The 13,428-nt window shown below is 69.0% G+C and carries 15 protein-coding genes and 1 pseudogene; 1 reads left to right on the top strand and 15 read right to left on the bottom strand.

Translation table 11 applies throughout. The features are described 5' to 3' along the window. Positions 1-43: 43 nt before the first annotated feature. From EOW65_RS20475 to EOW65_RS07260, 10 genes and pseudogenes are all read right to left on the bottom strand, one after another. Positions 44-121 (bottom strand): annotated as a pseudogene (locus tag EOW65_RS20475) (hypothetical protein); the annotation flags it as partial. 313 nt (positions 122-434) lie between these two features. Continuing rightward, positions 435-1,658 (bottom strand): NAD(P)/FAD-dependent oxidoreductase, encoded by a 1,224-nt coding sequence (locus tag EOW65_RS07300; RefSeq protein ID WP_128148310.1) that lies wholly within the window; start codon positions 1,656-1,658, stop codon positions 435-437. Then, positions 1,655-1,975, bottom strand: a complete 321-nt coding sequence (locus tag EOW65_RS07295; RefSeq protein WP_128148309.1) for a 2Fe-2S iron-sulfur cluster-binding protein — start codon at positions 1,973-1,975, stop codon at positions 1,655-1,657. Before EOW65_RS07295 ends, EOW65_RS07300 begins: the two co-directional genes overlap by 4 nt. A 29-nt stretch (positions 1,976-2,004) precedes the next feature. Next, positions 2,005-3,192: a cytochrome P450 gene (locus tag EOW65_RS07290; protein ID WP_128148308.1), complete on the bottom strand. Its 1,188-nt coding sequence runs from the start codon at positions 3,190-3,192 to the stop codon at positions 2,005-2,007. Between the two features lie 50 nt (positions 3,193-3,242). Beyond that, entirely contained in the window at positions 3,243-3,965 is a 723-nt protein-coding gene (locus tag EOW65_RS07285; RefSeq protein WP_128148307.1) for an ABC transporter ATP-binding protein, read from the bottom strand. After that, positions 3,958-4,710 carry an ABC transporter ATP-binding protein gene (locus tag EOW65_RS07280; protein ID WP_128148306.1) on the bottom strand — a complete coding sequence of 251 codons (753 nt, stop codon included), beginning with the start codon at positions 4,708-4,710 and terminating at the stop codon, positions 3,958-3,960. The genes EOW65_RS07285 and EOW65_RS07280 overlap by 8 nt, the downstream gene beginning before the upstream one ends. Then, positions 4,707-5,768: a branched-chain amino acid ABC transporter permease gene (locus EOW65_RS07275; protein WP_128148305.1), complete on the bottom strand. Its 1,062-nt coding sequence runs from the start codon at positions 5,766-5,768 to the stop codon at positions 4,707-4,709. The genes EOW65_RS07280 and EOW65_RS07275 overlap by 4 nt, the downstream gene beginning before the upstream one ends. 13 nt (positions 5,769-5,781) lie before the next feature. Beyond that, complete coding sequence (locus tag EOW65_RS07270) at positions 5,782-6,636, bottom strand: branched-chain amino acid ABC transporter permease (RefSeq protein WP_128148304.1); 855 nt, start codon at positions 6,634-6,636, stop codon at positions 5,782-5,784. Between the two features lie 110 nt (positions 6,637-6,746). Continuing rightward, positions 6,747-7,925, bottom strand: a complete 1,179-nt coding sequence (locus EOW65_RS07265) for an ABC transporter substrate-binding protein (protein ID WP_128148303.1) — start codon at positions 7,923-7,925, stop codon at positions 6,747-6,749. 53 nt (positions 7,926-7,978) lie between these two features. Continuing rightward, on the bottom strand, positions 7,979-8,767 hold the full coding sequence (locus EOW65_RS07260) for a GntR family transcriptional regulator (protein WP_128148302.1): 789 nt from the start codon (positions 8,765-8,767) through the stop codon (positions 7,979-7,981). Between the two features lie 246 nt (positions 8,768-9,013). On the opposite strand from EOW65_RS07260, the gene EOW65_RS07255 reads away from it, so the two are divergent. Next, complete coding sequence (locus tag EOW65_RS07255; RefSeq protein WP_128148301.1) at positions 9,014-9,772, top strand: IclR family transcriptional regulator domain-containing protein; 759 nt, start codon at positions 9,014-9,016, stop codon at positions 9,770-9,772. A gap of 29 nt (positions 9,773-9,801) precedes the next feature. Here the strand turns inward: EOW65_RS07255 and EOW65_RS07250 are convergent, their stop codons facing one another. The 5 genes from EOW65_RS07250 to pcaD all read right to left on the bottom strand — a co-directional run bounded on the left by EOW65_RS07250 (position 9,802) and on the right by pcaD (position 13,426). Then, complete coding sequence (locus EOW65_RS07250) at positions 9,802-10,860, bottom strand: 3-carboxy-cis,cis-muconate cycloisomerase (RefSeq protein ID WP_128148300.1); 1,059 nt, start codon at positions 10,858-10,860, stop codon at positions 9,802-9,804. A 64-nt stretch (positions 10,861-10,924) separates the two neighbouring features. Further along, on the bottom strand, positions 10,925-11,524 hold the full coding sequence (gene pcaG / locus EOW65_RS07245) for a protocatechuate 3,4-dioxygenase subunit alpha (RefSeq protein ID WP_128148299.1): 600 nt from the start codon (positions 11,522-11,524) through the stop codon (positions 10,925-10,927). A gap of 2 nt (positions 11,525-11,526) precedes the next feature. After that, positions 11,527-12,255, bottom strand: a complete 729-nt coding sequence (pcaH, locus tag EOW65_RS07240) for a protocatechuate 3,4-dioxygenase subunit beta (protein ID WP_113900462.1) — start codon at positions 12,253-12,255, stop codon at positions 11,527-11,529. Then, entirely contained in the window at positions 12,248-12,640 is a 393-nt protein-coding gene (gene pcaC, locus EOW65_RS07235) for a 4-carboxymuconolactone decarboxylase (protein ID WP_128148298.1), read from the bottom strand. The genes pcaH and pcaC overlap by 8 nt, the downstream gene beginning before the upstream one ends. Positions 12,641-12,643: 3 nt before the next feature. After that, on the bottom strand, positions 12,644-13,426 hold the full coding sequence (pcaD, locus tag EOW65_RS07230; protein WP_128148297.1) for a 3-oxoadipate enol-lactonase: 783 nt from the start codon (positions 13,424-13,426) through the stop codon (positions 12,644-12,646). Positions 13,427-13,428: the final 2 nt, after the last annotated feature.

The raw sequence follows: 13,428 nt of genomic DNA, 5'->3' as shown, positions 1-13,428 counted from the left end.
CGACGCAAAGCTTGGTCTTGCCGGACCTGCAGAATTCGCATGTGCCGCATGCCGCGGTGCAGAGCGGGATCACCTGATCGCCGGGCCGGACCAGGGTCACGCTGTCGCCGACCTGGGCCACGATCCCCGCCCCCACATGCCCGAGCACGACGGGAAAGACGCCCTTCGGATCGTCGCCGAACAGGTGAAGGCGTCGGTGTGGCTCACGCCGGTATCGGTGATCCGGATCAGCACCTCGCCCTGTGCGGCGGGGCGACGTCGATCTCGACGATTTCGAGCGGTTGGCCGGGCGCAAAGGTGACGGCGGCACGGGATTTCATCGGTTTTCTCTCCTTGGTCAGCCCGCATAGTGCGGCAAACGGATCCGGGTTGCCGGAGCGCGGCGGCAAGGGGTGATGCGTCTTGGCGCCCCCCCCCGGCGCCGGCCGCCGGTCTCAGCGCTCGGCGCCCGCCAGCAGCGCCTGCCGGAGGTCGAACCCCGCCGCGGCGATCAGCGCGCGCGGCGCGCCGATCAGCCTGCGCGCCGCGACATGTTGCGCCGCAAGCCCCACCGTCTCGACCGCGGCCAGCCGGTCGCCGGCCCAAGCCAGCGCCATGAAGCCGCCCTCGGCCGCCTGCGGCACCCGCTGCACCGCATCCGCCCCGGCGGCGATCCCGGCAATCTGCAGCCTCGCCTTGCCCTGATCGCTCCAGAACCACGGCACCATCGCGAAGGCGGTCTCTGCGCCGGTCGTGATCGCGCGCGCGATGTGGCGCGCGTGCTCGACCGCCGCCTGCACCGATTCGAAGCGCACCTGCCCGGCGCCCGGCAGCGGGAAGGCGGCGCAGTCGCCAAGCGCGAAGATCGCCGGATCCGAGCTGCGCAGACAGCCATCGACGACAATGCCGTTGTCGACCGACACGCCAGCCTCTGCGGCCAGCTCGACATTCGGCCGAACGCCCGCGGCGACGAGGATCAGATCCCCCGCGACCCGCCCGCCATCGGCCAGTGTCACCGCACAGGCCCTGCCGGCCGCGTCCGTCTCCACCCCGGTCGCAGCGCAGCCAAGCCGGACATCGGTGCCCATCGCCCGGTGCAACGCGGCGAACCAGTCCGAGCTGGCGGGGGTGACGGCACGCGCCATCAGCCGCTCCCCGGCCTCGATCACCGTCACCCCGAGACCCGCTTGCCGCGCCATCGCCGCGAATTCGAGACCGATGAAGCCGCCACCGATCACCACCACGGCGCGCGCGAGCACAAGCGCGGCGCGGAGCCGCGCGGCATCGGCGAGGGTGCGCAGACCGAGCACCCCCGGCGCGTCGAGGCCGGGCAGAGGCGGGCGCATGTTGCGCGCCCCCGTCGCCAGCACCAGCTGCACATAGTCGCGCTGTGTGCCGTCGCTCAGCGCGACACGCCGGGCCGCCCGGTCGATCGCGGTGACGCGCAGCCCCGCAAGCCGCTCGATCCCCGCGCGCTCGAAGAAGGCGGCGGGCTTGAGCACCAGCCGCTCGCCCGCCCCGTCTGCCATATAGGCCTTTGACAGCGGCGGGCGCTGATAGGGCAGGCCCGGCTCCTCGCCGATCAGGGTGACGGGACGGTCGAAACCGTCCTGACGCAGGCTCGCGGCCAGCTGGAACCCACCCTGCCCCGCGCCCACGATCACCACCCCGGCCGTCACAGCTGCGCCTCGGGAAGATGGATGACCACCCCGTCGAGCTCGGCCGTCATCCGGATCTGACACGACAGGCGGCTGCCCGGCCTCACCTCGGACACGGCGCAGTCGAGCAGATCGGATTCGCCGTCCTGTTGCGCCCCGACCCGCTCCGCCCAGGCCTCGTCCACATAGCAATGGCAGGTGGCGCACATCATCGACCCGCCGCATTCGCCGATGATGCCATCGACATCATGGCTCACCGCGGCCTGCATCAGGCTCTGCCCCTCGTCCACCTCGACCTCGGTCACGGTGCCGTCTGCGGCAATGAAGGTCACTTTCATCTCGTCTGTCCTTTCACTCGGGATCGAAATCAGTTCAGCCGCACTGGCAGGTTGATCGGGCCGCGGAAGCCGAAGCCGCGCCACTGCACCGCCTCGGGCTCCGGCAGGCTCAGGTTGGGGAACCGCTCGAACACCAGTTCCAGCATCACCTGCCCGACGGTGCGGCGCGCGACATGGGAGCCAGCGCAATGGTGCGGGCCGGAGGCGAAGGACTGGTGCGGGTTCTTCGCCCGGAAGGCGTCGAAGCGCTCGGGATGCTCGAACAGCTCCTCGTCGTGATTGGCCGAGGCCTGGATCGTCATCACCGTATCGCCCTTCGGGATCAGGCAGCCGCGGATCTCGACATCCTCGGTGGCGCGGCGCGACGAGGCCTGAATCGGCGCGACCCATCGCACCCCCTCTTCGAAGGCCGCCCCCCAGCCGCCGCTGCGCCGGATCTCCTCGAGCTGCTCGCGCTCAGTGAGCAGGCCGAAAAGCGTGGTCGAGAGCGCATCGCGCGGTTCGTTGATGCCGCCGCCGATGGCGATCTTGATATTGGCGTAGATCTGGCTCAGCGGGATCGGGGTCTCGGCATTGACCATCACCGAGAAGGCAGAGGCATTGGGCTCGGCCCGCACCCGCTCGACCGCCCGCTCGAACAGGGCGTTCATCTCTGCATTGGCGCGGTCGCAGGCCTCGAACGGGCCCGGCCGCCAGGCGAAATTGCCCGCCCCGTCCATCAGCGTCTGGCTCCAGCGCATCATCTCGGCATCGCTCGCTTCGGGAATGCCGAGGATATGGGCGAGGATGCGCGCCGCGATCGGGCCAGAAATCTCGGTGTGGAAATCGACAATCCCGTCCTTCGGCAGGCGGTCGAGATAGGCCTCCGCCAGCTCCCGGTAGAGCGGCTGCCAGACCTTGTGGATGGCGCCGGGCATCAGCGCCGGCGCCATCGCCATGCGTTCGGACAGGTGATCGGGGCCGTCCTTGCGCATCAGCGTATGCGCCTGGAAGGCCGGCTTCATCGGCGTGTTCGGGTCGTCCGACGAGAACAGCGCCGGGTTGTCCTTCACGAACTTGGTGTCGGCGGCCCTGGTCAGAAAGGTCCGCCCGATCGAGCGGACCCGCAGCACCGGTGCCTCGGCGCGCAGGCGCCGATAGATCGGGTAAGGGTCGAGGTGAAGCTGGTCGAAGGTGATCTCCTCGTCGAGCGGCGCGAGATCCGGGGTCGTGAGCATGATGATCTCCCTTTCAAATCTGGGTGTCACAGGGGATTTCCGCCGCGCGGTCAGGCCGGCGCGGCCCGGCGCTCGACCACCCCGAGATGGGCTTCGAGCGCCGCGGGATCGGCAAGCAGCGCGGCACTTGGCGCCGCGTGCACGATGGTGCCGCGATCGAGGATCAGCGCACGGTCGGTCACCCGCAGGACCTTGCGCGCGTGCTGTTCGACGATGATTGTGGCGATGCCCTCTTCGCGATTGATCCGGCGGATCGCGGCAAGAAGCTGTTCGATGATGATCGGCGCCAGCCCCTCGGTCGGCTCGTCGAGAAGCAGCACCTTCGGGTTGAGCATCAGCGCCCGGCCGACGGCCAGCATCTGCTGCTCGCCGCCCGAAAGCTGGTTGCCCATGTGCCGCCGCCGTTCCTGCAGCCGCGGAAACAGCGCATAGACCGCGGCGAGGTCCCACCGGCCCCGCCGTGCCGTGGCGGTAAGGTTCTCCTCGACGGTGAGCGAGCGGAAGATGTTGCGCTCCTGCGGCACCCAGCCGATCCCCGCAGCGGCGCGCCGCTCGGGGCTGAGACCGGCGAGCTCGCGCCCGGCAAGCCGGAGCGAGCCGCCCATGTGCCGGGTCACGCCGATGATGCTGTCGAGCAGTGTGGTCTTGCCCACGCCGTTGCGCCCGAGCACCGCCAGCGCCTCGCCCTCGGCCAGCGACATCGACAGGCCGGGGATGACCACCGCCGCGCCATAGCCGGCGCGCAGATCGTCGAGAACCAGCAGCTCAGACATGGTTGTCACTCCCCAGATAGACGTCCTGCACCCGCGGGTCGTTGCGCATCACCTCGGGCGTGCCCTCGGCGAAAAGCGCACCGTTGACGAGAACCGAGATCCGGTCCGCAAAAGAGAAGACCAGATCCATATCGTGCTCGATCAGCAGGATCGAGACGTCGCGCGGCAGTGCCGCAAGGGTGTCGAGCAGCTCGCCGCGCTCGGCCTCGGGCACCCCCGCCGCCGGTTCGTCGAGCAGCAGCACCCGCGGCTGCGAGGCCAGCGCCACCGCGATCTCGAGCAGGCGCTGCTTGCCGTAGGGCAGCCGCGCGGTCGGTTCGTCCATCACCTCGATCAGCCGGAACTGCCGCAGCAACTCGACGATCTCGTCGACGATGTCGGTGCGCTTGCCCAGCCGGCGCCAGAACTGGCCGCCGCCGCCCATGCGCTCGGACACCGCGAGCCCCACCGACTCGACCGGCGTCATCGCCCCGAAAAGCTGATTGATCTGGAACGTCCGCCCGAGCCCGCGCCGCGCGCGCTGCTGCTGCGGCATCCGCGTGACGTCCTCGCCCTCGAGCAGGATTGTTCCCTCGTTGGCGCTCAGCACCCCGGTCAAGAGGTTGATGAAGGTGGTCTTGCCCGCCCCGTTCGGCCCGATCAGCGCGTGGCGCGCGCCGTGCCCGAGCGTGAAGGAGACATCGTCGGTCGCGGTGAGCCCGCCGAAGCGCTTGCTCAGCCCGATCGTCTGCAGCGCGCCGCTCATGCCTCGCCCTCCCCGGCCGCGGCCTTGCGGCCGGACAGCCCTGCGCGCAGCCGCACCGGCACCGCCGCGAGCCGGTCGCGGCCGATCAGCACGATCACGACGAGGATCAGCCCGATCCAGAACTGCCAGTATTGCGGCGAAAGCGTCGCCAGCCGGTCCTGCAGCACGGTGAAGAGCACCGCACCGATCAGGCCGCCATAAAGGTAGCCGACGCCGCCCAGCACCAGCACCAGCAGCACGTCGGCGGAGCGTTCGAAGCCGAGCACGTCGAGCGAGGTGAACATCGTCACCTGGGTCAGCAGCGCCCCCGCCACCCCGGCGATGAAGGCCGAGAAGGCATAGATGCCGACCAGCCGCGCCGCGACCGGGATGCCCATTGCGCGGGCCCGCAGGGCATTGTCGCGGATGGCCCGCAGCGACAACCCGTAGGGTGAGGTCACCACCCGGCGCGCGGCAAGGAACAGCACGAAGCTGACGATCAGGCAGTAGCCATAGCCGGTCGTGCCGATCAGGTCGAACTCGAAGAGACCGAGGATCGGCGCGACCGTCACCCCGGACAACCCGTCCGCACCGCCGGTGAGCCAGGTCAGCTGGTTCGCGCCCTCGTGCAGCAGCGTGGCAATCCCGAGCGTCACCATCAGCCGTGACAGATCGGTGGCGCGCATCGTCAGAAGCGGCCCGGTGAGCGCGCCCGCCAGCGCCGCGACCAGCCCGCCGAGCACCAGCCCGCTGAGCGGCTCCTCGGTCAGCCGGACCGAGACGATGCCGGCGGTATAGGCGCCAAGGCCGAAGAATGCCCCGTGCCCGAGCGAGACGATCCCGGCATAGCCGATGATCAGGTCCAGCGAGAGCGCGAAGAGGCCGAGGATCGCGGTCTGGCTCAGCAGCAGATGGCTGCCGGGCAGAACCAGGAAGCTTGCAAGCGCCGCCCCCCAGAACAGCAGTTCGGCGGGCCGGAGGCGCCCGACGCGCCGCAGGTCGTCAAGCGCGCGCCGGGTGGCGGCATCGCTGTCGTGGCGGGGCTTCGAGGCCGAAAGGAAGATGGATTGATCCGTCATCTCGCGCTCCTTCTCAACGCGCCCGTGCAATCAGGCCCTGCGGACGCAGGACCAGAAGCACGATCATCAGGAGGGTGATCAGGAAGGAGCCGAGCTCGGGCAGATAGTATTTCCCGGCCACATCCGCGACGCCGATGATCAGCGCCGCGAGGAACGGGCCGGCCAGCCCGGCGGTGCCGCCGATGGTCACCACGATCAGAAAATAGACCATGTATTTCAATGGGAAGGTCGGATCGAGGCCAAGCATCGGCACGCCGAGGGCGCCGCCCAGACCGCCCAGTCCGGAGCCGACGGCAAAGGTCGCGGCGAAGATCGTCTCGACCCGTATCCCGAGCCCGCGCGCCACGCGGCGATCATCGACCGCGGCGCGCAGGCGGCTGCCGAAGCGGGTCCGGGTCAGCACCAGTTGCAGCGCCACGACCAGCGCCGCGCAGACCACGATCAGGAAGGCGCGATACCGGCCGATGGCGATGCCGAAAAGCGCGAACCGGCCCTCGAGCCAGCCCGGCAGCGAAATCAGCTGCTGCTGCGATCCCATCGCCCAAGTGGTGGCGGATACCGCCATGAAGGTCAGGCCGATCGAGAACAGGACATGGTCGAGATGGCTGCGCTCGTAAAGCGGGGCATAGAGCGTGCGCTCGAGCACCGCCCCGACCAGCGCCGGCACCACGAAGGCGACGGGCAGCGTGACGAGGAAGGGCACGCCATGGCTGTTCATCAGAACCGACGTGACATAGCCCCCCGCCATCGCGAAGGCGCCATGGGCGAGGTTGATGAAGTTCATCAGCCCGAGGGTGACGGCAAGGCCGGACGCCAGCACGAAGAGCAGCATGCCGTAAGCGATCCCGTCGATCAAAATGGGTATCATTCCAGGTCTCCGGAGTGAGCTGTGCCGTTGCCGGAAGGGGCGACCTTCCGGGACAGGACGTGCATTCGGGAAGGGCTCTTCCCGCTGCGGGGAGAGCGGGGTCGGGACGGTCAGGAGGGCGCCTTGCCCGGGTCCTTCACGGCCTCGAACGTCTCGAATTCGACGTTCCACAACGCACCGTCCACACGTTCGACCTTGCGCATGTAGACATTCTGCACGATCTCCCGGGTTTCCGGGTCGATCGCGATCGGGCCGCGCGGGCTCTCCCAGGACATCCCCTTCATTGCCCCGATCAGCGCATCGCCATCGCCGCCGCCGCCGGTCTTCTCGAGCGCCTTGTAGATCAGCGCCATCCCGTCATAGCCGCCGACGGCCATGAAGTTCGGACGCATGCCGGGATTGGCCGCCATGAACGCCGTCACGAAATCCCGGTTCAGCGCGCTGTCATGTGCCGCCGAATAGTGGAAGCCGGTGATCGCCCCGAGCGCCGGATCGCCTTCGGAGTCGAGGATCTCGTCATCAGTGATGCCGCCCTCGGAAATCAGCCTGATCCCGGAACGGTCGAGCCCGCGTTCGATATATTGCTTCATGAACGGCGCCCCGACGCCCGAGGGCACGAAGACGTAGACGCCATCGGGCCTCAGATCCGCCAGCTTCTGCAGGAACGGCGCGAAATCGGGATTTTGCAGCGGCACCCGCAGCGTGCCGAGCATCTTGCCGCCTGCCGCCTCGAAGCTCCTGGTGAAGCTCGCCTCGGAATCGAGCCCCGGGCCGTAATCGGAGACCAGCGTGACCATCGTCTTGATGCCGCTGCCCGCCGCCCATCTGGCGATCACCGAGGCCACCTGCGGCGTGGTGTAGCTGGTGCGGGTGACATAGGGGCTTTTTTCGGTGATCGCCGAGGTCGCCGCAGCCATCACCACCATCGGCACCTTCGCCCGGACGGTCAGCGGCGCGGTCGCAAGGGCAAGCGGGGTCAGGCCAAAGCCTGCCAGCACGCTGACCTTGTCATGCACGATCAGTTCCTGCGCGATCCGCTTGGTGGCATCCGCGACGCCGCCATCGTCCTTCAGAACCACCTCGATCCGGCGCCCGGCGACGGTCTCGCCATGCTGGGCGACATAGAGCCTCACCGCAGCGCCGATCTCCTTGCCGGTCGAGGCGAACGGCCCGGTCATCGGCAGGATCAACCCGATCCGGAACGGATCGTCGCCCGCGGCGGCAGGCATTGCGGTCAAGCTGGCACACCCCGCCGCAAGCGCGGCCAGGAGCATCTGGCGTCTGTACATCTGTTCTCCTCCCTCAGGGCGCAGTCTCCCCCCGCGCCCGCATGCCGATCCTTCTAGGGTCTCAGGCTCTCCTCCTCGCGGCGGATCAGCGTAGCGCCGCGAATTCCTTTCAGCGCCTCGGCGCCCTCGCCGTCGCGCAAGACACGGCGCAAATTCCGCAGCGACATCCGCGCGTGTTCGCGCATCACCGCCTCGGCCCGCGCGCTTTCGTGATTGCGAATCGCCTCGAGCACCGCCCGGTGCTGATCTTGCGCGGTGATCAGGTGGCGCTGCACCTCGCCCTCCGTCACCCCAAGCTGCACCAGCGCACTCGGCCCGGCGAAGGGATGCTTCCCGGCCCGCTCGACCTCCTGCGCGATGAGCGCACTGCCGTTCGCGACAAGCAGCTGTTCGTGAAACCGGGCGTTCGCGGCAATGTAGACCGGCAGATCGGCGGCGGTGAACACCCGCCCGACGAGAAGATCGTCGATCGCATCGAGCCCGTCCTCCATCTGCGCCAGAAGCGCAGCGGCACAGCCGCGTTCGGCCAGCTGGCGCACGCAGAGCCCCTCGAGCATGCCGCGGATCTCGATCGCCTCGCCGATCTCGCGCAGGGAAAAGCCCCGCACCGCATAACCGCGCGCCGGCAGCGCCTCGAGCAGCCCCTCCTCATGCAGGCGTTGCAGCGCGGCACGCAGCGGTGTGCGCGACAGGTTCAGCCGGGCCGCCGTCTCGATCTCGGAGACGCGATCACCAACCGGAATCTCGCCGCTCACGATCAGATCGCGCAACCCGACAAGCGCCCGCTCCGTCTGCGACGTCGCTGGCCCCTGCCAGTTCAAAGTTGCATCCCGTTGCGGCATGGCCCCGTCCTCCCTGACCATCATTGTGTACAACGAATCTGGGTCCGGCAATAAAATCTTGCCTGACTCGCAATAAAATCGCCAAATTTCTGTGACGTGCCAAGAACATTGTACACAAAGTACCCGGAAGACAGCAGGGGCAGAGGCACGTCACCCGGCCCATGCCCGGGATCGCCCGCCCCGTGTCCGCGCCGCGGCCTCGTGCGGATGTTGACTTTTGTTCACTGCTTGCAAATGGTCCGGGGCATGGCCACCAAAACCGACATCATCGGCTCTCTGGCGAAAGGGCTGCGCGTTCTCGAGGCGTTCGGCGCCGAGCATCCGCGCCTCAGCATCGCCGAAACCGCCGAGCGCACCGGGCTCGACCGGGCCACCGCGCGGCGCTGCCTGCTGACGCTGCATGCCGAAGGCTATGCCGATTACGACGGCAAGTTCTTCACCCTCACGCCGCGGGTGCTGCGACTCGGGATGGGGGCGCTTGCCGCGCTGCCACTGGCGCAGCTGGTGCAGCCCTGGCTCGACCAGCTCTCCGAGCGGATCGGGCAGTCGACCTCGGTGTCGATCCTCGACGAGACCGAGATCGTCTATCTTGCCCGCGCCGCGCAGCGGCGGGTGATGTCGATCGGGTTGCTGCCGGGCTCGCGCCTGCCGGCGCATTGCACCTCGATGGGGCGGGTGCTGCTGGCCGCCCTGCCCGAACCCGAGGCGCGCGCGCTGATCGACGCCTCGGATCTGAGCCCGCGCACGCCCTTCTCGCGCACCGATCCCGAAGAGATCATCGCCGAGATCGTCCGGGTGCGGGCGCAGGGCTATGCGCTGATCGACCAGGAAGTGGAGCTTGGCCTGCGCTCGCTCGCGGTGCCGCTGATCTCGGCGCGCGGCCGCGTGGTCGCCGCCCTCAACACCGGGGTTGCCGCCATCCAGGCCGAGCCCGACGCACTTGCCGCGCTCTACCTTCCGGCGCTGTTGAAGGTGCAAGACGGGCTGCGCCGGATCCTGCCCTGACCGCGAGACCGCGGCGGCGGCCGGCCCGGCTAGTCCGGGCTGCCGATCCGCACCACCTGCCCGAGCAGCGTCTGCGCCGCCGCAAGCGCGCGCCCGGTGGCCAGCGCCATCTGCGGCAGGATCATCCATTCGAGCGACCAGGCCGCGCCGGAGCGTTCCTGCTCGTGCACCAGCGCCTGATGCAGGCCCGAGACCTGCGTGGCGTTGAAGCGCGCCAGCGTCACCAGCAGCTCGGCAAGGACCGGGTTTTGCTTGTGCGGCATGGCGGACGAACCGCCGCCGCCCGACAGGGCAATCTCGTCCAGGCCCTGCTGGGCCATCAGCGCCACGTCCTGCCCGATCTTGCCAAGGCTGCCGGAGACGAGCGACAGGAACGAGCCATACTCCACCACCCCCTCGCGCATCGCATGCCAGGCCTTGACCGTCGAGCCGAGCCCGAGCTCGCGCGCGACCCGGTCGGTCATCGCCTGCGCCTGCGCGCCAAGCGCGGCGCGGTCGCCCGCGGCACCGCCCACCTGCACCCGCTCGACCACCGGGCGCAACGCGGCCAGCCGGGCGCGATGGCCCTCGAGCGGCAGGCGCCAGCTCAGCAGCCGGTCGCGCACGGTGATCCGGGTCGCCGCCTGCATCCGCGTCCGCCCCATCAGCGGCGCCGCCCCGAAGCGCGCCTCGAGCCCCGCCAGGGTCTCGGCAAGCGTCACAAGCCGCCGCTCAAGCAGCCCGGAACAGTCGCGCAACGTCAGCGCCAGCGCCGTGTCGAGCACGTCCTGCGAGGTCGCGCCGTGATGGATCGCCCGCGCCACCGGCCCGGGCTGGCCGGCACGCAGCAGCTCGACCAGTGCCACCGTCGGCACGCCGTCGGCGCCCATCCCGGACCGCAGCGCCTCCGGCGCGATCCGCACCGCGGCAAGGACCGCGCCCGCCCCGGCGGCGGCCTCGGGCGGTGCCAGTCCGCATGCCCCGAGCGCCACGCTCCAGGCACGTTCGAAGGCCAGCATCTGCGCAAGGTGCCGCTCCGGCCCCCAGATCGCCGCCATCTCGGGATCGGCAAAAAGCCCCCCGAGCCAGGGATGTTCAAAGACGCTCACCGCCCCGCCTTTCTCCGTCTCACCCGGGGGACCGCCCCCTCGCCGCAGACAATCACAGCCCCGCTCAGAGGTCGAGAAACACCGTCTCGCCCGCGCCCTGCAGGCGGATGTCGAAACGGTATTGCCCCGGCCCGAGCTTCTTCGCGATCAGCGTCTCCACCCGCGGGCGCTGCTCGATCCGGGCCAGCAGCGGGTCGGCGGAATTGTCCTCGTCCTCGAAATAGATCCGGGTCTGCAGACCGATGTTGATGCCGCGTGCAACGATCCACAGCGAGATATGCGGCGCCTGCCGCCCTCCCGAGCGATGCAGCACCGGGCCCGGCTTGACGGTGCGCAGGGTGAACTCGCCGCTCACCGCATCGGCGGCGAAGCGGCAATGGCCGGAAACCCCGGGATCGGCGCCCTCCTGCCCCGGAAAGATCCCCGCAGCATCGGCCTGCCAGCTCTCGAGCAGCGCGTCGCGCAGCGCCCAGCCGGTGCCGTCACAGACCGAGCCGACGATCTCGATGATCTCGCCCCTGGCGCCTGCCGCGATCGGGCTCACGCCGATCTCCTCGTCGTAGATCCCGCCATTGCCGGTATAGGACGGCATCAGCCCGATATGGACATAGGGTCCAGCGGTCTGCGAGGGCGTTTCCTGCAGCATGTCGAGTTTCTGAACCATTCTCACATCCCCTCGAGCTTGTTTTCGAACATGGTCTGGCGACGCCCGCGCAGCACGATGTCGAACTTGTAGGCCAGGAAATCGAGCGGTCGCGAATGCGCGAGGTCGAGCGGCGCCACCAGACGGTCGAGCTGGCCATGGCTCTTGATCGTATGCGCGATCGGGCAATGCGCGATCAGCGGGTCGCCCTCGAAATACATCTGGGTGATCAGCCGTTGCCCGAAGCTGTGGCCATAGACCGAGACATGGATGTGCATCGGGCGCCAGTCGTTGCCGCGGTTCGGCCAGGGATAGGCGCCCGGCCGCACCGTCAGGAACTGATAATACCCGTTCTCGTCGGTCAGCGTGCGCCCGCAGCCGCCGAAATTCGGATCGAGCGGCGCAAGATAGCTGTCCTTCTTGTGCCGGTAGCGGCCACCGGCATTCGCCTGCCAGATCTCGAGCAGAGTATTGCGCACCGGGCGCGCAGTCTCATCAAGGACATGGCCGTGCATCAGGATCCGCTCGCCCACCGCCGGCGCAGCGCCCTTGGTCCAGTTCAGGATCAGGTTGTTGTCGAGCGCACCGATGCGGCCATGCCCGAAGACCGGGCCCGTCTCCTCCGACGGGCCGCTCTCCATCGACAACAGCGGCAGGTTCGGCGAACGCGCCACGCTCGTCTTGTAATCGGGATCGTAGGGGACGGGGTGGATCGCGCGGTTGCGCGGGATCAGGGGACCGAGATCAGTCACGTTTGGCTTCCTCCTCCATGTCGGCATAGGTCTGCCGGGCGAGCTTGAGCGCATGGTTCGCGCGCGGCACGCCGGCATAGATCGCCACGTGCTGGAACGCCTCGAGCACGTCGCGCTGGCTCGCCCCGGTGCGCGCGGTGGCGCGGATATGCATCGGGATCTCCTCGAAATTGCCGGTCGCCGCCAGCAGCGCCAGCGTCAGCATCGAGCGCTCGCGGCGCGAAATCCCGTCCGAGGCCCAGACCGTGCCCCAGGCCGAGACGGCAATCAGTTCCTGAAACGGCGCATCAAACCCCGTCTTCGCGGCCTCGGCGCGGTCGACATGGGCATTGCCCAGCACCTCGCGCCGCGTCTTCATGCCCCGCTCATAGCGTGCGTCGGTCAAAGCTCAGGTCCTTTCCAGAAACTCGGCGATCTTGCGCGCCGTCTGCGCCGGCTGCTCGACACAGGGGAGATGGCCCGCCCCCGCGATCAGCGCGAAATCCGCACCGCACAGCGCGGCGGTGGCGCGCACCAGATCGGGCGGGGTCGAACCGTCCTGATCGCCCGCCAGCGCCAGCACCGGCAGGCTCAGCGCGCGGGTGCTCTCGGTCAGATCGGCGCCGGCGATCGCGGCGCAGCACCCGAGATAGCCCTCGCACGGGGTGCGGGTGAGCATGTTGCACCAGAGCCGGAACTCGGGCACCGAGGCACGATAGGGCGCGGTGAACCAGCGTTCCATGATCGGCCCCTCGAGCGCGGCGATCCCGCCCGTGCGAATGGCCTCGATCCTCTGCGTCCACATCTCGGCCGTGCCGATCTTCGCCGCCGTGTCCATCAGCACCAGCGCGCGCAGCAGCCCCGGCCGCCGCGCCGCCAGCGCCTGCCCGATCAGCCCGCCGATCGACAGACCGACGAAGGTCACCTCGCGCAGGTCCAGCCCGTCGCAGACCGCCGCCGCATCGTCGGTCAGATCGGCAAGCGCATAGGGCGCAGGCGGGCAGTCGCTGAGCCCATGGCCACGCTTGTCGAAGCGCACCAGCCGCAACCCCGCGGGCAGAAGCGGCAACAGCGCATCCCAGACCCGCAGATCGGTCCCGAGCGAGTTCGCGAAGATCACGGCGCGGCCGTCGCGCGGCCCCTCGTCCCTGACATGCAGGGTTACGCCCGTTGTCGTTTTGATGGTGTGCATGG

The sequence above is a fragment of the Paenirhodobacter ferrireducens genome, from assembly GCF_004022265.1.
Lineage (GTDB): Bacteria > Pseudomonadota > Alphaproteobacteria > Rhodobacterales > Rhodobacteraceae > Rhodobacter > Rhodobacter ferrireducens.
This window is presented reverse-complemented; position numbering and strand designations above follow the sequence as displayed.

What these genes read in the sequence shown, in the direction of transcription:
- EOW65_RS07275 (WP_128148305.1), bottom strand. Translation starts at nt 5,768, where the DNA reads ATGACGGATCAATCCATCTTCCTTTCGGCCTCGAAGCCCCGCCACGAC.
- EOW65_RS07295 (WP_128148309.1), bottom strand. Translation starts at nt 1,975, where the DNA reads ATGAAAGTGACCTTCATTGCCGCAGACGGCACCGTGACCGAGGTCGAG.
- EOW65_RS07270 (WP_128148304.1), bottom strand. Translation starts at nt 6,636, where the DNA reads ATGATACCCATTTTGATCGACGGGATCGCTTACGGCATGCTGCTCTTC.
- EOW65_RS07285 (WP_128148307.1), bottom strand. Translation starts at nt 3,965, where the DNA reads ATGTCTGAGCTGCTGGTTCTCGACGATCTGCGCGCCGGCTATGGCGCG.
- EOW65_RS07290 (WP_128148308.1), bottom strand. Translation starts at nt 3,192, where the DNA reads ATGCTCACGACCCCGGATCTCGCGCCGCTCGACGAGGAGATCACCTTC.
- pcaG (WP_128148299.1), bottom strand. Translation starts at nt 11,524, where the DNA reads ATGGTTCAGAAACTCGACATGCTGCAGGAAACGCCCTCGCAGACCGCT.
- EOW65_RS07260 (WP_128148302.1), bottom strand. Translation starts at nt 8,767, where the DNA reads ATGCCGCAACGGGATGCAACTTTGAACTGGCAGGGGCCAGCGACGTCG.
- EOW65_RS07255 (WP_128148301.1), top strand. Translation starts at nt 9,014, where the DNA reads ATGGCCACCAAAACCGACATCATCGGCTCTCTGGCGAAAGGGCTGCGC.
- EOW65_RS07280 (WP_128148306.1), bottom strand. Translation starts at nt 4,710, where the DNA reads ATGAGCGGCGCGCTGCAGACGATCGGGCTGAGCAAGCGCTTCGGCGGG.
- EOW65_RS07265 (WP_128148303.1), bottom strand. Translation starts at nt 7,925, where the DNA reads ATGTACAGACGCCAGATGCTCCTGGCCGCGCTTGCGGCGGGGTGTGCC.
- pcaD (WP_128148297.1), bottom strand. Translation starts at nt 13,426, where the DNA reads ATGCACACCATCAAAACGACAACGGGCGTAACCCTGCATGTCAGGGAC.